This window comes from Streptomyces sp. NPDC048370 (assembly GCF_043200825.1).
In the GTDB taxonomy this organism is placed as follows: domain Bacteria; phylum Actinomycetota; class Actinomycetes; order Streptomycetales; family Streptomycetaceae; genus Streptomyces.
In genome coordinates this window covers 81,675-100,592 of sequence record NZ_JBICYI010000004.1, presented here as the reverse complement: position 1 = coordinate 100,592, position 18,918 = coordinate 81,675, and the positions used below count along the sequence as shown (strand labels likewise).

Sequence of the window (18,918 nt, the reverse complement as noted above, 5' to 3'; positions counted from 1 at the left end):
CCTGTGCGCTATTCCGTCCTCGGTCCCACCCAGGTCCACACCGCCGACGGCAGCCCCGTCGCCCTCGGCGGCGCGCGGCTGCGGTCGCTGCTGACCGCGCTCGCCCTCCGCGCGGACCGGGTGGTCCCGGTCGGGGTCCTGGTCGCCGAGGTCTGGCCCGACGACCCGCCGGCCGACGAGATCGCCGCGCTGCAGGCCCTGGTCGGCCGGCTGCGCCGGGTGCTCGGCCGGGAGGCCGTGGTGTCCGGACCGGGCGGGTACCGCCTTGCGGCGGCCGACGACGACGTGGACGCGCGCCGCTTCGAACGGCTCGCGGAGGAGGGCGTACGGGCGCTCGACACGGGCGACCCGGCCCAGGCGGCGCGGCTGCTCGACGAGGCCCTCGGCCTGTGGCGCGGGCCCGCGCTCGCGGACCTGCCGGACCGTACGACGGAGGCCGCCCGCTGGGAGGCACGGCGCCTCGACGCCCGACGGGCCCGCTTCGGGGCGGCCCTCGCGCTGGGGGAGGCCGCGTCCGTCCTCCCCGAACTGGCCGCCCTCTGCGGGGCCCACCCCCTGGACGAGCCGCTGCAGGCCCTCCGGATCCGCGCCCTGCGCGCCACGGGCCGCGAGGCGGAGGCGCTCGCCGCGTACGAGTCCTTCCGCCGCGCCCTCTCGGACCGCCTCGGCACCGACCCCTCGCCGGAACTGCGCGCCCTCCACGCGGAGCTGCTCGCCCAGGAACCGGAGGTCCCGGCCCGACCGGATCCCGCGCCGAAGGCCGCCACCGTCCGCCCCGGCAACCTGCGCGCCCGGCTGACCAGCTTCGTCGGGCGGGACCAGGACATCGCCCGGCTCCAGGAGGACCTGCGCGGCAGCCGGCTCGTCACCCTGCTCGGACCCGGCGGGGCGGGGAAGACGCGACTCTCCCAGGAGGCGGCCGAACGGGCCGCCGACGCCGGGGCAGCCTGGCCCGACGGGGTGTGGCTGGCCGAACTCGCGCCCGTCACCGACCCCGAGGCCGTCGCCGAGACCGTGCTCGGGGCCGTCGGGGCACGCGAGACCGTGCTGCGCGGCGCGGGCGCCGAGGGGCTCAGGACCACGGACGACCCGCTCGGGCGGCTGGTGGAGCACTGCGGTACGCGTCGGCTGCTGCTGATCCTCGACAACTGCGAGCATGTGATCGGTGCGGCGGCCGAGCTGGCGGAGGTGTTGCTCGCGCGGTGTCCTGGGGTGTCGGTTCTGGCGACGAGTCGTGAACCGTTGGGTGTGCCGGGGGAGTTCGTGCGTCCGGTGGAGCCGTTGCCGCAGGACAAGGCGGTGCGTCTGCTGGCGGACCGGGGTGCGGCGGCGCGGCCGGGGTTCGATCCGGCCGATGATCCGGAGGCGTGTGCGGAGATCTGCCGGCGCCTTGACGGTCTGCCGTTGGCGATCGAGCTGGCGGCGGCGCGGTTGCGGGTGCTGTCGCCGCGTCAGGTGGCGGACCGGCTCGACGACCGTTTCCGGTTGTTGACCTCGGGGGCGCGGACGGTGCTTCCGCGTCAGCAGACCCTGCGGGCGGTCGTCGACTGGTCCTGGGAGCTGCTGACCGAGCCCGAACGGGCGGTGCTGCGGCGGCTGTCGGTGTTCTCGGGCGGTTGTGACCTGGAGGCGGCGGAGGCGGTCGGCCCGCCCGGCGACGACACCCTCGACCTGCTCGGTTCTCTTGTCGACAAGTCGCTCGTGGTCGCGGCGCCGGGTGACGACGGGGGCATGCGGTACCGGCTGTTGGAGACCGTCGCGGAGTACGCGGGGGAGCGGCTGGACGAGGCCGGGGACCGGGGTGAGGCCGAGCGCCGGCACCTGGTCCACTACCGCGAGCTGGCCCGGCACGCCGACCCCGCGCTCCGCGGCGGCGGCCAGGTCCGGGCGATGGCCTGGTTCCGCACCGAGTACGAGAACCTGCGCACCGCCCTGCGTCGCGCCGTCGCCGCCCGCGACGAGCACGAGGCGCTCATGCTCGTCCACTGCCTCCTCTGGTACTGGCAGATGCGCGACCTCCGCGCCGACGCCCTGCACTGGTCCGAGGCCGTCGCCGCCCTCGGCCCCGACCCCTTCGAACCGCCCGCCGACCCCGTCGTACCGCTCCACGAGCCCTGCACGGCCGCGCCCCCGCCGCTGAGCGAGGAGCAGCTGTGGGAGGCCCGGCGCGGGGTGCGGCTGATCGGGCTCCTCAACATGGACCACATGACGGGCGACTGGACCAGGCCCGAGGGGATCGAACGGCTCAAGCGGATCACCGCCGTCTACCGGCCCGGGCTCCCGCAGACCTGCCGGCTCCCCGGCTCCTTCGCCGTCTTCGCCGTCATCATCATCGGCGAGGCGGGCAGGATGCGGGAGCTGCTGGACGCCACCGTCGACGCCTGCCGCCGCTTCGGCTACGACTGGGAACTCGCCAACGCCCTCACGTTCCGCGCCAACATGCTGGCCAACCGGGTGGACTGGGCCGGTGCCGCGGCCGAGGACGCCGACGAGAGCCTGGAGATCTTCGTCCGCCTCGGCGACTCCTGGGGAGCGGCCGAGGCCCTCTCCGCGCGAGGCGAGGCCCGCGAGCGGAAGCTCCGCTTCGAGGGCGCGGCCGAGGACTTCGCCGCCGCCATCGGTTACGCCGAGCGGATCGGCGCCCAGTCCCAGATGGCGCTGTTGCGCGCCCGGTACGCCGACATGCTCGCGCTGACCGGTCGCGCCGAGGAGGCGGAGGAGATCCTGCGTGAGGTCGTGGCGGCCGACGAGAACCGCGGACACGAACCGGCGCTCGCCGCCCGGCTGTTCCTGGCCATGCTGCTCGGCCGCACCGGCCGTACCGCGGAGGCCCGCACGCACCTCACCGCGCTCCTGGACGACTTCAGCTCCGAGACGCTGTCGATCTTCGGCGGGTTCACTCTCGGCGGCCTCGGCTGGCTGGACAACCTCGACGGTCGGTACGCCTCGGCGCTCGGCCTCGCCCGGGAGGCCCTCGACCGCTCCCTGGGCACCCTGTCGATGATGGTCGCGCCCCAGATGCCCGCCATCCATCTGACCACCGCCGCCTGGGCCCTGGCCGGGCTCGGCGGCCCCGGCGCGGCGCTCGGCGCCCAGCTCCTCGGGGCGCACGAGGGCCTGCTCCCGGAGGGGCATCTGCTCACGCCGCCCGAGCGCGACAACGTGGAGCGCGCCACGAAGCTGGCCCGCTCCGTCCTCGGCGACGAGGCGTTCGAGGCCGCGTACGCCGAGGGCGGCGGCCTCTCCTTGGAAGAGGCCGCCGCCCTGCTCGACAGCGCCGACGCGATCCAGAGGCGCGCCGAGTCCTGAACCCCCGTGGTGCAGTCCTGAACCCCCGTACGGCTCAGGTCTTCTTGCGGAACTTGGCCACCGCGAGCGGCGCCGTCACGGCCGTGATCACCACGGCCCAGCCGAGCGTCATCCACACCGAGTCGCCGACCGGGGTGCCGTTGATCATGGCGCGGGCGGCGTCGGCGAGGTTCGACAGCGGGTTGTAGTCCGTGAAGGTCTCCAGCCAGCCGGGCATCGAGGTCGGAGGGGCGAAGATCGAGGAGCCGAACTGCAGCGGCATCAGAACGATCATGGCCATGCCCTGGACGGCCTGGGCCGTCTTCAGCGCGAGACCGAGCAGGATGAAGATCCACATCAGCGAGGCGCCGAAGACCATGGACAGACCGATTGCGGCGAAGAGGTCCAGGATCGAGCCCTTGATCTCCAGGCCCAGCAGGAAGCCCATGCCGAGCAGGATCGCGGTGGCGATCAGCATCCGGCCGATCTCGACGACGATCTTCGCTATGAGGACGGAGGACCGGGCGATCGGCATCGTACGGAACCGGTCCATGACCCCCTTCTTGAAGTCGTCGTTGATGCCCGTGCCGACGGCCATCGCGATGTTCATGCCCATCATCGCCATCAGGCCGGGGACCACGTAGTTCACGTACGCGTCGTTGTTGCCCTTGCCGGAGATCGCGCCGCCGAAGACGTACACGAAGAGCAGGACGAAGATGATCGGCATCAGGACGACGTCGAACATCGACTCCGGGTCCTGCTTGATCTGCAGTGCGTTCCGCCGGGCCAGGGCGCCGATGTGGCGGAGATTGGCCCGCAGGCCGATCCGGCCCTCGTCGACGGGCGCCCGCTTCACCGGGGAAGGGGTGTCGACGGGAGGCTTGGTGACCGTGGTCGTGGTCGTGCTCATGCGGCGACCTCCTCGGGAATCGTGTCGGAAGCGGACGTCTTCTCGCCCGTGATGGCCAGGAACACCTCGTCCAGGCTGGGCAGGTGGGTGCCGATGTGCGCGATGCCGAAGCCACGCGCGCCGAACAGGCCCACGACGGCGGTCAGCTGCTCGTCGCTGAGGATCGGCACGTACAGCGCGCCCTCGTCGGGGACGATCGTCGAACCGGCGATGCCGTCGAGACCGGACTCGCGCAGCGCCGCGGACATGGCGGACAGGTCCGTCGGGTCCACGGGGCGGACCTTCAGCGTGCGGCCGCCGACCCGGGCCTTGAGCTCGTCGACCTTGCCCTTGGCGATGACCTTGCCCCGGTCGATGACCGTCAGCTCGCTCGCGAGCTGCTCGGCCTCCTCCATGTACTGGGTGGTGAGCAGGACGGTCACGCCGTCGGCGACCATGCTCTGCACCTCGTCCCAGACCTCGTTGCGGGTGCGCGGGTCGAGGCCGGTGGTGGGCTCGTCCAGGTAGAGGACGGCCGGGCGGCCGATCATCGACGCGGCGAGGTCGAGCCGGCGGCGCATACCGCCGGAGTACTGCATGGCGGGCCGCTTGGCGGCCTCCGTGAGGGAGAACCGCTCCAGGAGCTCGTCGGCGCGGCGCCGGGCGTCCGCGCGGGAGAGGTCGAGCAGCCGCCCGATCATGTACAGGTTCTCCCAGCCGGAGAGCTTCTCGTCGACCGAGGCGTACTGGCCGGTCAGGCCTATGGTGCGGCGGAGCTGGCGGGGCTGCTTCACCACGTCGTAGCCCGCGACGGTGGCGGTGCCGGCGTCCGGGACGATCAGGGTGGACAGGCAGCGGACCAGGGTGGTCTTGCCCGCGCCGTTCGGGCCGAGCACGCCGAGGACCGTGCCCTCCCGGACGTCGAGGTCGACCCCGTCGAGGGCCTTCGTCTCGCCGTAGTGCTTCACGAGGCCTCGTACCTCGACGGCGTTGTGAGTGGATCGCGTCATGGGGCCTACTACATCAGGCACCACCGACAACGCACCGACAGCCGACCGACAGGCGGCCCACATCCCGTCGACGGGATGTCGGGGCGGAAGACCGACAGCCCGCCGATGGGGGAAGTCGGCGGGCTGCGGTCCGTACCACTGTGGCTAGTGGAAGGTGTGCTCCTCGGCGGGGAACGCCCCGCCGGTGACGTCCTCCGCGAAGGCCTTGGCGGCGTCGCCGAGGGTCGCGCGGAGGTTCGCGTACTGCTTGGTGAAGCGCGGCACCTTGCCGCCGGTGAGGCCGGCCATGTCGGTCCAGACGAGGACCTGGGCGTCGGTGTGCGGTCCCGCGCCGATGCCGATGGTCGGGATGTGCAGCGAGCGGGTGACCTCGGCGGCCAGCTCGGCCGGGACGAGCTCCAGGACGACGGCGAAGGCGCCCGCGTCCTGGGCCGCCTTGGCGTCGCTGAGCAGCCGGTGCGCGGCCTCGTCGCTGCGGCCCTGCACGCGGTAGCCCATGGTGTTCACGGACTGCGGGGTCAGGCCCAGGTGGGACATGACCGGGATGCCGGCCTGGACGAGCAGCTCGGTCTGCGGCAGCGAACGCTCGCCGCCCTCCAGCTTGATCGCTCCGACGCCCGCGTCCTTGACGAGCCGGGTCGCGTTGCGCAGGGCCTGGACGGGCCCTTCCTGGTACGAGCCGAAGGGGAGGTCGCCGACGACGAGGGCGCGCTTGGTGCCCCGTACGACGGCGGCGGACAGGAGGGTCATCTCGTCCATCGTGACGGGCACGGTGGTGTCGTACCCGAGATGGCAGTTGCCCATGGAGTCACCGACGAGCACGACCGGGATGCCGGCCTCGTCGAAGACGGACGCGGTCATCGCGTCGTAGGCGGTGAGCATGGGCCACTTCTCGCCGCGGGCCTTGGCGGCGGCGATGTCGTGGACCGTGATACGGCGCGTGCCCTTGCCTCCGTACAGCGCCTTGCTGCTGTCGGACGACTGCTGCTGGGCAGGCTGAAGCGTCATGGTGAACGGCTCCTTCGTCATCTCGAGGCGCCCTGACGGCGTCCCCGGACCATGTCCATGGTGGCACTTCCCGCGGCGACGGGGGAAGTGGGGCGAAGTGGCGCTGTTCACACCGCCGTGACACCGGGAAATCGGGGCGTACGTACGAATGTGCGCGTTCTGTCACAGCCACCCCGCCGGGCGCCGACAAGCGGAACCCGCCGCGCCGCGTGGTCGTCCCTCGTGGCAGTACGACGGGCCCGGCATCACCTAGTGTCGACGTCGGGTCGCAGAGCAAGGCAGCACGACGGCAAGGCAGTGAGGACTGAGTGATGGCGCGGGTGGACATGACGGAGACCGAGAACGGCGGCGCCCGGGACGAGCGCTCCGGATCCCGGTTCCGAGCGGCGCTCGACCGCCTGCGCGGCGACCAGGGCATCTGGCGCCGCGGCATCGTCCTGGCCCTCTGCGCGGTGCTGCTCACCCTGCTCATGGTCTTCCACGCCGAGATCCCCAACCGGATCGGCAACCTGGGCAGCCTCACCGAGACCTTCCTGCCCTGGCTGGGCGTCCTCGTGCCGGTCCTGCTCGTCCTGGCCCTGCTGAGGCGCTCCGCGATCGCGCTGATCGCCCTGCTCCTGCCCGCCGTGGTCTGGGTGAACCTCTTCGGCGGCCTGATCACCGACAAGTCGGAGACGGGCGGCGACCTCACCTTCGCCACCCACAACGTGAACGCCGACAACCCCGACCCCGAGGGCACCGCCCGGCAGATCGCCGCGTCCGGCGCGGACGTGGTGGCCCTGGAGGAGCTCAAGGGCGACATGGTCCCGGTCTACGAGAAGGGCCTGGCCGACGCGTACAAGTACCACTCGGTGCAGGGCACGGTCGGCCTGTGGAGCAAGTACCCGCTGCACGGCACAGGACCCGTCGACATCGGGATGGGCTGGACCCGGGCGATGCGCGCGACCGTCTCCACGCCGAAGGCGGAGGTCGCCGTCTACGTCGCCCACCTGCCGTCCGTGCGGGTCAAGATGAATGCGGGCTTCACCGCCAACCAGCGCGACACCAGCGCGAACCTCCTCGGCGAGGCGATCGCCGCCGAGTCCCGCGAGCGGGTCGTCCTCCTCGGCGACCTCAACGGCACGATGAACGACCGCGCGCTCAACGCCGTCACCGCGCAGATGCGCTCGACCCAGGGCGCCTCGGGCGACGGCTTCGGCTTCAGCTGGCCGGCCTCGTTCCCGATGGCGCGGATCGACCAGATCCTGGTGAAGGGCGTGGAACCGGTGTCCTCGTGGACGCTGCCGGAGACGAAGAGCGACCACCTGCCGATCGCGGCCCGCGTCACGCTCTGACCCGAAACCCTTTCTTCACCGGGCGGAAGCCGAGGGGAACATTTCTCCTGAGAGTATTTGTTCAGTCGAAGAACTATTCGTCTGGAAAGGCTCCCCCCATGCCCCTGGCGCTGCTCGCGCTCGCCGTCTCCGCCTTCGGCATCGGCACCACCGAGTTCGTGATGATGGGCCTGCTGCCCAACGTCGCCGACGACCTCGGCACCTCCGTCCCGACCGCGGGACACCTCGTCTCGGCGTACGCGATCGGTGTCGTCATCGGCGCCCCGCTGCTCACCGCCCTCGGCTCGCGCGTGCCGCGCAAGAAGATGCTGCTCCTGCTCATGGCGCTGTTCGTCGTCGGCAACCTGGCCTCCGCGCTCGCGCCCGGCTTCGGCTGGCTGGTCGCGGGCCGGGTCCTCGCCGGACTGCCGCACGGCGCGTTCTTCGGCGTCGGCGCCGTCGTCGCCGCACGGCTCGTGGCCGAGGGCCGGCAGGCGCGGGCGGTCGCCACGATGTTCCTGGGGCTCACGGTCGCCAACATCCTCGGCGTACCGGCGGCGACCCTGCTCGGCCAGCACCTCGGCTGGCGCTCCACCTTCCTCGTGGTCACCGTCATCGGCCTGCTCGCCATGGCGGCGCTCGCCCGGCTCGTGCCGTACGTCCCCGTCGACGAGCGGCAGAGCCTGGGCCGCGAGGTCCGCGCACTCGGCAGGCCGCAGGTGCTCCTCGGCCTGCTCACCGCCGTCTTCGGCTTCGCGGGCGTCTTCGCCGTCTACTCCTACCTCGCCTCGATGACCACCGAGGTCATGGGCTTCGGCGAGTTCTCCGTCACCCTGGTCCTCGCCCTCTTCGGCATCGGCATGACGGCCGGCGCGCTCGCCGCGGGCCCGCTCACCGACCGGGCGCTGCGCCCGACGCTCTACGGCTCGCTCGGCGCCCTCGCCCTCGTCCTGGTCGCCTTCCGCTTCACGATCCACGTGCCGTGGCTGGCCCTGGTGACCGTCGTCGTCCTCGGCGCCGTCGGCTTCATGACCACCACCCCGCTGCAGATGCTGGTCATGAACAAGGCCAAGGACGCCCCGACCCTGGCCTCCGCCTCCAACCACTCCGCCTTCAACCTGGCCAACGCGGGCGGCGCCTGGGCGGGCGGCGCGGCCGTCGCCGCCGGCTGGGGCTGGACCTCCCCGACGCTCGTCGGCGCGGTCCTCGCCGTCGTCGGCCTGGCGATCGCGGCGGTGGCCGGCCTGCTGGACCGTCCGCGGACGGACGAGGGCGCCTCCCGCGTCGTCGCGGGAAGCGCCCCTGGGTCCTCGACCGTCGAGCGGGCCGTCAGTGGCTCGGGGACTCCCGCCAGCGGTTCGTGATCGGCAGTCGGCGGTCCTTGCCGAAGCCCTTCGCCGAGATCTTGGTGCCCGGCGGGTACTGGCGCCGCTTGTACTCCGCCGTGTCCACCATCCGCAGCGTCCGCGTCACCAGCTCCTCGTCGAAGCCGGCCGCGACGATGGCGTCCCGGCCCTGGTCGCGGTCGACGTACAGGGCCAGGATCCGGTCCAGGACGTCGTAGTCGGGCAGCGAGTCGGTGTCGACCTGGCCCGGGCGCAGTTCGGCGCTCGGGGGCTTGGTGATCGAGCTCTCCGGGATCGGCGGGGTCATGCCGCGCTCCTCGGCAGCCCGGTTGCGCCAGCGCGCGAGCCGGAACACGGTCGACTTGTAGACGTCCTTGATGGGCCCGTACGCGCCGACCGAGTCGCCGTACAGCGTCGAATACCCCACCGCGAGCTCGGACTTGTTGCCCGGCGCGAGGACCAGGTGGCCCTCCTGGTTGGAGATCGCCATCAGCGTCGTGCCGCGCAGCCGGGACTGGAGGTTCTCCTCCGCGAGACCGGTGAGACCCAGCGCCCCCATGTACGCGTCGAACATCGGCTCGATCGACACCGTACGGAAGTTGAGCCCGGTGCGCCGTGCCAGGTCGGCTGCGTCGCCGCGCGAGTGGTCCGAGGAGTACTTCGACGGCATCGAGACGCCGTACACGTTCCGCGCGCCGACCGCGTCGCAGGCGATCGAGGCGACGAGCGCCGAGTCGATGCCGCCCGACAGGCCGATCAGCACCGAACGGAAGCCGTCCTTCGCGATGTACGCGCGCAGGCCCACGACCAGCGCCGAGTACACCTCCTCGTCGTCGTCGAGCCGGTCCGCGTAACCGCCCGTCAACTCCCGCTCGTACGCGGGCAGCGGCTCCTCGGAGAGGATCACCCGGTCGATCCGCAGTCCGTCGTCGACGATGCCTGTCGGCGCGTCGGGGGAGGCGGCCGGCAGGTCGAGGTCCACGATCACCGTGCCCTCGGAGAACTGCGGGGCCCGCGCCACGACCTCGCCGCTCGCGTCGACGACGATCGAGTCGCCGTCGAAGACCAGCTCGTCCTGGCCGCCGATCATCGCGAGGTACGCGGTCGTGCAGCCCGCCTCCTGGGCGCGCTTGCGGACCAGTTCGAGCCGTGTGTCGTCCTTCTCCCGCTCGTACGGCGAGGCGTTGATCGACAGGAGCAGCCCGGCGCCGGCGCTGCGGGCCGCCGGCACCCTGCCGCCCTCCTGCCACAGGTCCTCGCAGATCGCGAGGGCCACGTCGACGCCGTGGACCCGGACGACGGGCATCGTGTCGCCCTGGACGAAGTAGCGGAACTCGTCGAAGACCCCGTAGTTGGGCAGGTGGTGCTTGGCGAACCGCAGCACCACCTCGCCGCGGTGCAGCACCGCGGCCGCGTTCTCCGGCGACCCGGCGGGCCGGCCGAGCCGGGGCTCGGCGCGGTCCGAACGGTCGAGATAGCCGACGATCACGGGCAGCTCCCCGAGACCCTCGGCGTCGAGGCGCCCGGCGAGCGCCCGCAGGGCGGCCCGGGACGCCTCGACGAAGGACGAGCGCAGCGCGAGGTCCTCGACGGGGTAGCCGGTCAGCACCATCTCGGGGAACGCGACCAGATGCGCGCCCTGCTCGGCGCAGTGCCGGGTCCAGTGGACGACCGCCTCGGCATTGCCGGAGAGATCGCCGACGGTCGAGTCGATCTGATTCAGAGCGAGGCGTAGTTGAGGCACCCGCCCAGTGTAATCGTCAGACCGACGCTATGTCCTGCGTACGGACGTTCAGGCGAGGGAGGCGCCGTCCTACTTCGTCGGGCCGATCCAGATCGCGTTCTCGTGGTCGAGGATCGTCGGGCTCAGCTCGACCTGCATCTCGCCGGCCGCGGCGGCGGGGAGCGAGAAGGCGAAGTCGCCCTTGGCCTGCTTGCCGGGGAGCACGTTGCCCCGGAACATCGTCGTCGCGTTGCTGCCGTCGAAGATCGCGTCGGCCTGCGCGCCCTGCGCGTCGCTGGCGTCCACCAGGGCGCCGGTGACGTCGAGGGTCTCCTTGCTGCCGTTGACGATCGTGACCGTCACCTGGAAGGCGCTGTTGCCCTTGGTGTGGCCGGCGGCGAACTGGTCGGGCTTGTAGGCGCGCGGCTGGGAGACGGTCACCTTGATCCCGTCCTCGTACGTGAAGGTCTGACCGAACTTCAGCGCCGCCGGGGTCGTCTCGGTGGGCTCGGGCTTCGCGTCGGGCTCGGTGGTGGCGCCGGGCGTGGCGGGGGCCGAGGAGGCCTTCTCCTGCTTGGCGATCTCCTTGTCGAGCTCGTTCTTGAACTCGTCCACGGCGACGACCAGGACGATGATCCAGGCGATGGAGGCGACGAGCGCGACCGCGCCGAGGATGAGGCCGGAGAGGGCCACGCCCTTGTTCGTCGCCTGCCCCTGGCGGGCGCGGCCGTGGCCGATGATGCCGAAGATCAGGGCGAGGATGCCCAGGATCGCGCCGAGCCAGAAGGTGAACGGGAAGACCCCGAAGAGCAGGCCCAGGATGCCTAGGACCAGGGCGGTCACCCCGAGCCCGTTGCGGGGCTGCTGGAACAGCGGCTGTGGCGGCATCCCGGGTATGCCGGGCATCCCGGTCGGAGGCATCCCCGGCATGCCGGGCGGAGTCGGGGCGGCCGTCGGTGCGCCGTCCGGCGTCGAGGACGGAGGACCCCAGGGGTTCTGGTCGGGGCTGTTCGTGGGCGTGGTCATGCGGGTGTCCTCCGGGTGGCGGTGCTCAGGGGCCTGACGTTAGGCCAGCTGATTATGGAGGAGCCACGGATTTTGTGATCAACCGGTGTCCGATGCGGCCGCCGGCGGGCTCGTCGGCAGCCCGCCGGAGGCCCGCCGACGGCCACCGACGACCCGGCCGAGTCGGCACGGACACACCCCGACCACCGGTACGACGCCGTGCCCGAATAGCATCAACTACCACTATGTCCCTTTCCCGGTCCGACGGTGCCGCCGGTGCCGCGCGAGCCATCGCCGCCCTGCTCGTCCTCGGCGCGCTCGCGTACAGCGCGTGGGTCCTCGAAGCCGTCCTCGGGACCGGGCTCGACCCGTTCAGGACGTACGTCTCCGAACTGGCCGCCGTCGACCAGCCCTTCGGCGGCTTCTTCCGCGCGAGCGACCTCACGGCCGGACTCCTGGTCCTCGCGGCGGCGGTCACCGCGCTGTGGGGGACCCGCCGGGCCACCGAGGGGCCCCGGCGTCTCGTGCTCGCCGGCTGGGGCGCCCTCGCGCTCTTCGGGGCCGCCACCGCCGTCGACTCGCGGCTTCCGCTCAGCTGCGCGCCCACCGACGACCCGGCGTGCGCCGCCCGCGAGGCCGCCGGACTGGTCCCGGCCACCCATACGGCCCACGCCGCCAGCTCCACCCTCGCCGTGGCGGCGGCCCTGGCCGCCATGCTCCTGCTGACCCTCGCCGCCCGCCGCCACCGCGCGTGGACCCCGATCGCCAGGACCGGACCCGCCCTCGTCGCCCTCGAACTGGCCGCCACCGTCTGGACCCTCGCCGCCGTCGCCGCGTTCGAGGCGGGCCGGGGCACCTGGGCCCTGGGGGCCGGGCAACGGCTCCAGGTCCTGCTCGTGGCAGTCTGGCTCGCAGTACTCGCCGTCTCCGTGGTCAGGGAGCGACCTTGAGCGTGTTCGTACGGGTCGGGGGCGTGGCCCACCACGTCGTCGTCGAGGGCGCCGGACCCGCCTGCGTGCTCAGCGTCGGCCTCGGGATGAGCTGGTTCGACTGGGACCCGGTCGTCCCGCTGCTCGCCCCCCACCGCACGGTCGTCCGCTTCGACCGCCCCGGCCACGGCCTCTCCGCCCCGGCCGCCGTCGCGCCCTCCGCCACGGGCGAGGCCCACCGCATCGCAGGCCTCCTCGACGCGCTGTCCCTGCCCGGCCCCGCCACCGTCGTCGGGCACTCCATCGCCGGGTTCCACGCGGAGGCCTTCGCCCGGCTGCACCCGGCCCGTACCGCCGGGCTCGTCCTCGTCGACGCGTCCGTCGAGGAGCACGCGCGTACACCCGCGGCCCCCGCCCTCCGCACCGCCGCCGCCCGCGGCCTCGGCGGCGTGCTGTCGGCCGCCGGAGCCCCGGCCGCCCTCGGACCGGCCGTCCGCCGCGCCACCGTACGGCTCTCCCGCTCCGGGGGCGGGGACCCGGCCCCCGGCGACCTCGTACGCCGCTGCTACCGCACCTCACGCGTGCTGCGGGGCGCGCTCCTGGAGAACACCCACTACCGCGCGGTCGCCGCCGAACTCCTCGCCCTGCGCGAGCGCGCGCCCCTGCCGGCCGGCGTCCCCGTCACCGTCCTCGCCGCCCCGGACGGCTCCACCCGCTGGGCGCGCCGGCAGCGGGAACTGGCCCGGCGGCTCGGCGCCCGCTACGAGGCGGTCGAGCCGTCGGGCCATCTTGTGATGCTGGACCGCCCGGACGCGGTGGCCCGGGCGGTACTGGCACCCCGATGAACCGCCTCAGGGTGCGGCGTAGACGCTCTCGCAGAACGACTTGATCTGCTCGTCCGACAGGTGCTGGGCGAGATCGGCCTCGCTGATCATGCCGACGAGCCGCTTGTTCTCGATGACGGGGAGGCGGCGGATCTGGTGGCTCTGCATCTCCTCCAGCACCGCGCCCACGTCCGAACCCGCGTCGATCCAGCGAGGGGTGCCCTGCGCCATCTCGCCGCAGGTGATCTTCGCCGGGTCGTGGCCCATGGCCACACAGCCGACCACGATGTCGCGGTCCGTGATGATCCCGCAGAGACGTTCGTTCTCGTCCGCGATCGGCAGCGCGCCGACGTTCAGGTTGCGCATCATCTGGGCCGCGCGGTCGAGCGTCTCGTGAACCGGGATCCACTGGGCCCCGGGGTGCATGATGTCCTTCGCCGTGGTCATGGGGTGCGTACCTCCGTAGCACGTCGTCGTACGTCCCCGAGCGTCAACCATTGTCCGCGTACGCGGCGGCCCCCGCGACCGCTGGGGTCACGGGGGCCGCGGCGAGGCCGTCGGCGCCGTCCGGCGGCTCAGGTGCGAGGCTTCGCGCCCCGCTCCTTCAGCAGCTGGGTCATCAGCCCGATCTCGGACTCCTGAGCCTCGACCATGCCCTGAGCGAGGTTCTTCTCGACCTCCACGGAGCACTTGTCCACACAACCCTGGGCCATGTGCACACCGCCCTTGTGGTGGTCGATCATCAGCTGGAGGTAGAGGACCTCCGCCTCCTTGCCGCTCGCCTTTCGCAGGCGGTCGAGCTCGGCGTCGGTCGCCATGCCGGGCATCAGCGCCCCGTCGGCCGGACCGGTGTCACCGTGCCCGCCCATGCCCATCCAGGCCATCGGCTCGGTGCCCGACTCGATCTTCGGCAGCCCCCACATGTCCAGCCAGCCCAGCATCATGCCGCGCTGGTTGGCCTGTGTGTTGGCGATGTCGTACGCGAGCCGGCGCACGTTCGCGTCCTCGGTGCGGTCCCGGACGATGAACGACATCTCGACGGCCTGCTGGTGATGGACCGACATGTCACGGGCGAAGCCCGCGTCCGCCGACACCGACGCGGGCGACCCCGACACCTCCTCCTTGTCGGCGGACGCGACCGTGACCGCACCCCCGGCGAAGAGCAGCGCGAGGACGACGGCGGCGATCGAGGCCCCGTGCGTACGGGTCAGCTTCACTGGGTGGCTCCGACGCCACCGGAGCAGGCCGCGCCCGGCTCGGGGGTCTGCGGACCCTGCACGTACTTGGTGAAGAAGGCGTCGATCCGCGGGTCGCTCGCGTTGTCCACGGTCACCTGCTTGCCCCAGGCGCTCAGCATGATCGCGCCGGCCTGGTCGTCGACCGGGCTCATCAGGGTGTACGGGGTCTTGCCGACCTTCTCGGCCAGCTTCTTCACATCGGCCTCGGGGGCCTTCTTGTTGTACGTGACCCAGACCGCGCCGTGCTCCAGCGAGTGCACGGCGTTCATCTCGGCGATCTTCGCCGTGTAGACGTCGCCGTCGCAGTTCTGCCAGACCTGGTCGTGGTCACCGCCGACCGGCGGCTTCATCTCGTACGCGACCGGGGTGGTCACGTGGCTGCGGCCGAGCTTCTTGGCGTCCCAGGACTTCTCGTCCTTGATGGGGGCCTTGGCGGCCGCCTCCTTCTCTTCCTTCTTCTCGGACTGCTGGTTGAGCACGTAGCCGCCGAAGCCTACGAGGCTCAGGACGACCACGGCGGAGACGCCGATGGTGATGAAGCGGTTGCGGCGCTCGCGGGCCTGCTCGGCGCGGCGCATCTCCTCTATTCGGGCGCGGCGGTCGGCGTTGGCGGAGCGGTTGGCGGCCATGGTGGTGTCGTCCTTCTCGGATGTGGGGTGGCGTCAGGCGTCGGGCGTGAGCCGGGGGCGGGGCGGGTGGATGCTGCCCGCCGGCTATGTCCGCAGGACTTGAAGGACGTGCAGGTCCGGCGCGCGCGGCTGCGCGGCGGAGCGGGGTGCCCGACCGGAGTCGTACGCCGGTACGGGACCCATGAGCCGGCCCTCCGCTTGCGGCGGGGGGTCGAGCGGCGGCGCGGTGAGCACCGCCGGGCTGAGCGAGGGGAAGAGGGAGCAGTCGCCGCGGTCGTACGGGCAGACGTACTCGTTCACGACGGCGGTGCCCGGGGCGGTGGGGCCGGCGGATGCGGCGGTGCGCCCGTGGTGCGCGGAACCGGACTCCCCATGGGCCACGGCGGCCGGCTCGCCGCCCCCCAGACAGACGAAGAGCGCGGCGAGGAGCGTCGCCACGGCACTCGCCAGTGCCATGGGACGCGCGCGCCGGGACCGGCGTACGAAAGGAGGGCCCCCCATGGGCGGAGATCGTAGTGGCCGGAGGGCCGCGTGGGGACACTCGGGGGCAACCGCAGAGCGAACAGACGCCCGGAACCGGCCCGTCCCCCGTTACCTGAGTCACACGCGAGCGGGCACTATGGGTGTGCAACGTGCGCGAAACCATGTGGTGGGATGCTCAGGTGCCCTCCGATGTGCCCGAGGCGGTGGGAACAGGCGGCCTGACCAGCAAAGATGGGTGTGGAAATGGACAAGCAGCAGGAATTCGTGCTCCGGACGCTCGAAGAGCGTGACATCCGGTTCGTGCGGCTGTGGTTCACCGACGTACTCGGCTTCCTGAAGTCGGTGGCCGTGGCGCCCGCCGAGCTTGAGCAGGCGTTCGACGAGGGCATCGGCTTCGACGGCTCCGCCATCGAGGGCTTCGCCCGCGTATACGAGTCGGACATGATCGCCAAGCCGGACCCGGGCACCTTCCAGATCCTGCCCTGGCGCGCGGAGGCCCCGGGCACGGCCCGGATGTTCTGCGACATCCTGATGCCGGACGGCTCCCCGTCCTTCGCGGACCCGCGCTACGTCCTCAAGCGCATCCTGGCCAAGACCTCGGACCTGGGCTTCACCTTCTACACCCACCCCGAGATCGAGTTCTTCCTCCTGAAGGACAAGCCGCTGGACGGCACCAAGCCGACCCCGGCCGACAACTCGGGCTACTTCGACCACACCCCGCAGAACGTGGGCATGGACTTCCGCCGCCAGGCGATCACCATGCTGGAGTCGATGGGCATCTCGGTCGAGTTCAGCCACCACGAGGGCGCCCCGGGCCAGCAGGAGATCGACCTCCGCTACGCGGACGCGCTGTCCACGGCCGACAACATCATGACCTTCCGCCTGGTCATGAAGCAGGTCGCCCTCGAACAGGGCGTGCAGGCCACCTTCATGCCCAAGCCGTTCTCGGAGTACCCGGGCTCGGGCATGCACACCCACCTCTCCCTCTTCGAGGGCGACCGGAACGCGTTCTACGAGTCGGGCGCGGAGTACCAGCTCTCCAAGGTGGGCCGCTCCTTCATCGCCGGCCTCCTGAAGCACGCCGCCGAGATCTCGGCCGTCACCAACCAGTGGGTCAACTCCTACAAGCGCATCTGGGGCGGCTCCTCCCGCGCGGCGGGCGCGGGCGGCGAGGCCCCCTCGTACATCTGCTGGGGCCACAACAACCGCTCGGCCCTGATCCGCGTCCCGATGTACAAGCCGGGCAAGACGGGCTCGTCCCGCGTCGAGGTCCGCTCGATCGACTCGGGCGCGAACCCCTACCTGACCTACGCGGTCCTCCTCGCGGCGGGCCTCAAGGGCATCGAGGAGGGCTACGAACTCCCGGCCGGCGCCGACGACGACGTCTGGGCCCTCTCGGACGCGGAACGCCGCGCGATGGGCATCGAGCCCCTGCCCCAGAACCTGGGCGAGGCGATCGCCCTGATGGAGAAGAGCGAACTGGTCGCGGAGACCCTGGGCGAGCACGTCTTCGACTTCTTCCTGCGCAACAAGAAGCAGGAGTGGGAGGAGTACCGCTCCGAGGTCACGGCCTTCGAACTCCGCAAGAACCTGCCGGTGTTGTAGCTGTCGGAAAATCGGCTGCAGGGTGGGTGCGGCGGGTGGTAGCCAGGTCTGATGGATGCGTTGTTGACCGAGCGGCTGGAGTTGCACCGGCTCACCCCCGGTGAGGCCGAGCGGATCGTCGGGAAGATGCCAGGGGCGGCGGACCGGTGGGCCGAGGGGTATCCCGGGGACGGGGACGTCGCCGGGGCGCGGGGGTTCCTCAGCGGGTGCGCCGCGCACGGGGACCCCGGGGTGTTCGGGGCGTACGAGATACGGCGGCGGGCCGACCGGGTCGCCGTCGGCGGGATCGGGTTCCACGGGCCGCCCGACGAGGGGCGGTTCGTGACCGTGGGGTACGGGCTCGTGCCCGGCGTACGGGGGCAGGGGTACGCCACCGAGGCCCTGCGCGCCCTGCTCCAACTGGCCCGCGCGCAGGGGATCGCCGGAGCCAAGGGCGACGCCGACCTCGGGAACGTCGCCTCGCAGCGCGTCATGGAGGCGGCCGGGATGCGGTACGCCGGGGAGGACGAGCACGTGCGGTACTACCAGCTGGAGTTCGCGGCGGGGAAGTGACGGGGGAGGGAGGGGCGACTGGGGCCGCGTGAGGGGGCGTGCGGGTTCTGTCCGTGCCCGTGGCTGTGGCCCGGTGCCCCGCCCGTGGCCGTGGCCCGTGCGCGGGCCCCTGCCCCGCCTCCCCCTCAGCGCTCCGACAGTTCCGACGGGGCCTCCTGGACCACCCAGCCGTTGCCGTCCGGGTCGGTGAAGGTGAGGAACGAGTTCCAGGTCTCGCCCTTGCCGTCCTCCCAGCCCGACGCGCCCACGCGGCGGACCGGGGAGACGTCCACGCCCCGTGCGAGCAGCTCCTCGCGTGCCGCCTCGATGTCGGTGACGCAGAGCTGGAGGCCCTGCAGGCTGCCCGGGGCCATCGGCTTCGTGCCGGGCATCGGGGGCATACCGCTCTCCATCGAGATCGAGCAGCGCGAGCCCGGCGGCGTCACCTGGATGATCCGGATGCCCGGCGCCACCTCGGTGTCGAGGTCGATCGTGAAGCCGCACCTCTCGCCGTAGAACTCCTTCGCCCGGTCCAGGTCGGTCACGGGGACGAGGACGACTTCGAGCGTCCAGTTCATGGAAGGTCTCCTCAGAAACGCCAGCGGGTCTGACCGAACGGCTCGCCCTTGGCGAAGCCGAAGACCGTGCGCGGCGCGACGGCGAACACCAGGGCGGTTCCACCGTCGCCCACGAACGCGCCGTCGCGCACGTCGAATCGCCAGTCCGAGCCGTACTTCTCGACGTACGCGTCGGCCAGCGCCCGCAGCCGCGCCTCATCCGTCACCCGGACGGCCTCGCCCTCCACCACCACGTCGAAGCCCTCGCCGAGGGCCGGCGTCCCCGTGGTGAGGACGACCTCCGCGTTCTCCGCCAGATTGCGCGCCTTGCGCTCGTCGGGGCCGGTGCAGAAGTGCAGCGCGCCCGCCGACCAGACCGCGATCAGCGGTGTGACGTGCGGGCGCCCGTCCGGGCGGACGGTGGTCAGCCAGAAGACCTCGGCCTCGGCCAGCCGGGCGGCCGCCGCCGACCACTCGGCGGGCCCGGCCTTCGGGTCACTGAAACGGGGATCCAGGGTCGCGTCCGGGACGGTCGTCATC

General features: G+C 72.1%; 18 protein-coding genes. 7 read left to right on the top strand and 11 right to left on the bottom strand.

The window, feature by feature from the left end:
- Nucleotides 1-3 precede the first annotated feature (3 nt).
- The gene (locus ACGFYP_RS11235) at nucleotides 4-3,309 is read left to right on the top strand and encodes a BTAD domain-containing putative transcriptional regulator (RefSeq protein ID WP_393489589.1); all 3,306 of its coding nucleotides are present in this window, start codon (nucleotides 4-6) and stop codon (nucleotides 3,307-3,309) included.
- Nucleotides 3,310-3,343: 34 nt separating this feature from the next.
- Here ACGFYP_RS11235 and ACGFYP_RS11230 read toward each other — a convergent pair whose 3' ends face one another.
- The 3 genes from ACGFYP_RS11230 to panB all read right to left on the bottom strand — a co-directional run bounded on the left by ACGFYP_RS11230 (nucleotide 3,344) and on the right by panB (nucleotide 6,195).
- Complete coding sequence (locus ACGFYP_RS11230) at nucleotides 3,344-4,198, bottom strand: ABC transporter permease (RefSeq protein ID WP_361968157.1); 855 nt, start codon at nucleotides 4,196-4,198, stop codon at nucleotides 3,344-3,346.
- A complete protein-coding gene (locus ACGFYP_RS11225; RefSeq protein WP_361968159.1) occupies nucleotides 4,195-5,187 on the bottom strand; it encodes an ATP-binding cassette domain-containing protein in 993 nt (330 codons plus the stop codon). Before ACGFYP_RS11225 ends, ACGFYP_RS11230 begins: the two co-directional genes overlap by 4 nt.
- Nucleotides 5,188-5,331: 144 nt before the next feature.
- Nucleotides 5,332-6,195, bottom strand: a complete 864-nt coding sequence (gene panB / locus ACGFYP_RS11220) for a 3-methyl-2-oxobutanoate hydroxymethyltransferase (RefSeq protein WP_361968161.1) — start codon at nucleotides 6,193-6,195, stop codon at nucleotides 5,332-5,334.
- 311 nt (nucleotides 6,196-6,506) lie between these two features.
- On the opposite strand from panB, the gene ACGFYP_RS11215 reads away from it, so the two are divergent.
- Nucleotides 6,507-7,529 carry an endonuclease/exonuclease/phosphatase family protein gene (locus ACGFYP_RS11215; RefSeq protein WP_393489577.1) on the top strand — a complete coding sequence of 341 codons (1,023 nt, stop codon included), beginning with the start codon at nucleotides 6,507-6,509 and terminating at the stop codon, nucleotides 7,527-7,529.
- Between the two features lie 98 nt (nucleotides 7,530-7,627).
- On the top strand, nucleotides 7,628-8,872 hold the full coding sequence (locus ACGFYP_RS11210) for an MFS transporter (protein WP_393489573.1): 1,245 nt from the start codon (nucleotides 7,628-7,630) through the stop codon (nucleotides 8,870-8,872).
- Here the strand turns inward: ACGFYP_RS11210 and ACGFYP_RS11205 are convergent.
- Together ACGFYP_RS11205 and ACGFYP_RS11200 are read right to left on the bottom strand one after the other, a co-directional pair.
- Entirely contained in the window at nucleotides 8,838-10,598 is a 1,761-nt protein-coding gene (locus tag ACGFYP_RS11205; protein WP_393489567.1) for an NAD+ synthase, read from the bottom strand. The two genes, ACGFYP_RS11210 and ACGFYP_RS11205, sit on opposite strands and share 35 nt — an antisense overlap.
- Before the next feature lie 69 nt (nucleotides 10,599-10,667).
- The gene (locus ACGFYP_RS11200) at nucleotides 10,668-11,603 is read right to left on the bottom strand and encodes a DUF4190 domain-containing protein (protein WP_393489560.1); all 936 of its coding nucleotides are present in this window, start codon (nucleotides 11,601-11,603) and stop codon (nucleotides 10,668-10,670) included.
- Between the two features lie 224 nt (nucleotides 11,604-11,827).
- Here ACGFYP_RS11200 and ACGFYP_RS11195 point away from each other — a divergent pair, with 224 nt between their 5' ends.
- On the top strand, nucleotides 11,828-12,532 hold the full coding sequence (locus ACGFYP_RS11195; RefSeq protein WP_393489553.1) for a DUF998 domain-containing protein: 705 nt from the start codon (nucleotides 11,828-11,830) through the stop codon (nucleotides 12,530-12,532).
- Nucleotides 12,529-13,356: an alpha/beta fold hydrolase gene (locus ACGFYP_RS11190; RefSeq protein ID WP_393489545.1), complete on the top strand. Its 828-nt coding sequence runs from the start codon at nucleotides 12,529-12,531 to the stop codon at nucleotides 13,354-13,356. Before ACGFYP_RS11195 ends, ACGFYP_RS11190 begins: the two co-directional genes overlap by 4 nt.
- Before the next feature lie 6 nt (nucleotides 13,357-13,362).
- Here the strand turns inward: ACGFYP_RS11190 and ACGFYP_RS11185 are convergent, their stop codons facing one another.
- From ACGFYP_RS11185 to ACGFYP_RS11170, 4 genes are all read right to left on the bottom strand, one after another.
- Nucleotides 13,363-13,782 carry a CBS domain-containing protein gene (locus tag ACGFYP_RS11185; protein ID WP_361968177.1) on the bottom strand — a complete coding sequence of 140 codons (420 nt, stop codon included), beginning with the start codon at nucleotides 13,780-13,782 and terminating at the stop codon, nucleotides 13,363-13,365.
- Nucleotides 13,783-13,910: 128 nt separating this feature from the next.
- On the bottom strand, nucleotides 13,911-14,546 hold the full coding sequence (locus ACGFYP_RS11180; RefSeq protein ID WP_393490906.1) for a DUF305 domain-containing protein: 636 nt from the start codon (nucleotides 14,544-14,546) through the stop codon (nucleotides 13,911-13,913).
- 2 nt (nucleotides 14,547-14,548) lie between these two features.
- Nucleotides 14,549-15,202: a DUF3105 domain-containing protein gene (locus ACGFYP_RS11175; protein ID WP_393489537.1), complete on the bottom strand. Its 654-nt coding sequence runs from the start codon at nucleotides 15,200-15,202 to the stop codon at nucleotides 14,549-14,551.
- 84 nt (nucleotides 15,203-15,286) lie between these two features.
- The gene (locus tag ACGFYP_RS11170) at nucleotides 15,287-15,658 is read right to left on the bottom strand and encodes a hypothetical protein (RefSeq protein ID WP_393489532.1); all 372 of its coding nucleotides are present in this window, start codon (nucleotides 15,656-15,658) and stop codon (nucleotides 15,287-15,289) included.
- 270 nt (nucleotides 15,659-15,928) lie between these two features.
- Here ACGFYP_RS11170 and ACGFYP_RS11165 point away from each other — a divergent pair, with 270 nt between their 5' ends.
- Nucleotides 15,929-17,290, top strand: a complete 1,362-nt coding sequence (locus tag ACGFYP_RS11165) for a glutamine synthetase family protein (protein ID WP_361968183.1) — start codon at nucleotides 15,929-15,931, stop codon at nucleotides 17,288-17,290.
- A gap of 51 nt (nucleotides 17,291-17,341) precedes the next feature.
- A complete protein-coding gene (locus ACGFYP_RS11160; RefSeq protein WP_393489525.1) occupies nucleotides 17,342-17,842 on the top strand; it encodes a GNAT family N-acetyltransferase in 501 nt (166 codons plus the stop codon).
- A gap of 125 nt (nucleotides 17,843-17,967) precedes the next feature.
- On the opposite strand, the gene ACGFYP_RS11155 is transcribed toward ACGFYP_RS11160, so the two are convergent.
- Entirely contained in the window at nucleotides 17,968-18,399 is a 432-nt protein-coding gene (locus tag ACGFYP_RS11155) for a VOC family protein (RefSeq protein ID WP_361968187.1), read from the bottom strand.
- Nucleotides 18,400-18,410: 11 nt separating this feature from the next.
- A complete protein-coding gene (locus ACGFYP_RS11150; RefSeq protein WP_393489521.1) occupies nucleotides 18,411-18,917 on the bottom strand; it encodes a pyridoxamine 5'-phosphate oxidase family protein in 507 nt (168 codons plus the stop codon).
- Nucleotide 18,918: the final 1 nt, after the last annotated feature.

What these genes read in the sequence shown, in the direction of transcription:
- ACGFYP_RS11230 (WP_361968157.1), bottom strand. Translation starts at nt 4,198, where the DNA reads ATGAGCACGACCACGACCACGGTCACCAAGCCTCCCGTCGACACCCCT.
- ACGFYP_RS11225 (WP_361968159.1), bottom strand. Translation starts at nt 5,187, where the DNA reads ATGACGCGATCCACTCACAACGCCGTCGAGGTACGAGGCCTCGTGAAG.
- panB (WP_361968161.1), bottom strand. Translation starts at nt 6,195, where the DNA reads ATGACGCTTCAGCCTGCCCAGCAGCAGTCGTCCGACAGCAGCAAGGCG.
- ACGFYP_RS11215 (WP_393489577.1), top strand. Translation starts at nt 6,507, where the DNA reads ATGGCGCGGGTGGACATGACGGAGACCGAGAACGGCGGCGCCCGGGAC.
- ACGFYP_RS11210 (WP_393489573.1), top strand. Translation starts at nt 7,628, where the DNA reads ATGCCCCTGGCGCTGCTCGCGCTCGCCGTCTCCGCCTTCGGCATCGGC.
- ACGFYP_RS11200 (WP_393489560.1), bottom strand. Translation starts at nt 11,603, where the DNA reads ATGACCACGCCCACGAACAGCCCCGACCAGAACCCCTGGGGTCCTCCG.
- ACGFYP_RS11195 (WP_393489553.1), top strand. Translation starts at nt 11,828, where the DNA reads ATGTCCCTTTCCCGGTCCGACGGTGCCGCCGGTGCCGCGCGAGCCATC.
- ACGFYP_RS11185 (WP_361968177.1), bottom strand. Translation starts at nt 13,782, where the DNA reads ATGACCACGGCGAAGGACATCATGCACCCCGGGGCCCAGTGGATCCCG.
- ACGFYP_RS11175 (WP_393489537.1), bottom strand. Translation starts at nt 15,202, where the DNA reads ATGGCCGCCAACCGCTCCGCCAACGCCGACCGCCGCGCCCGAATAGAG.
- ACGFYP_RS11170 (WP_393489532.1), bottom strand. Translation starts at nt 15,658, where the DNA reads ATGGCACTGGCGAGTGCCGTGGCGACGCTCCTCGCCGCGCTCTTCGTC.
- ACGFYP_RS11165 (WP_361968183.1), top strand. Translation starts at nt 15,929, where the DNA reads ATGGACAAGCAGCAGGAATTCGTGCTCCGGACGCTCGAAGAGCGTGAC.
- ACGFYP_RS11160 (WP_393489525.1), top strand. Translation starts at nt 17,342, where the DNA reads ATGGATGCGTTGTTGACCGAGCGGCTGGAGTTGCACCGGCTCACCCCC.
- ACGFYP_RS11155 (WP_361968187.1), bottom strand. Translation starts at nt 18,399, where the DNA reads ATGAACTGGACGCTCGAAGTCGTCCTCGTCCCCGTGACCGACCTGGAC.
- ACGFYP_RS11150 (WP_393489521.1), bottom strand. Translation starts at nt 18,917, where the DNA reads ATGACGACCGTCCCGGACGCGACCCTGGATCCCCGTTTCAGTGACCCG.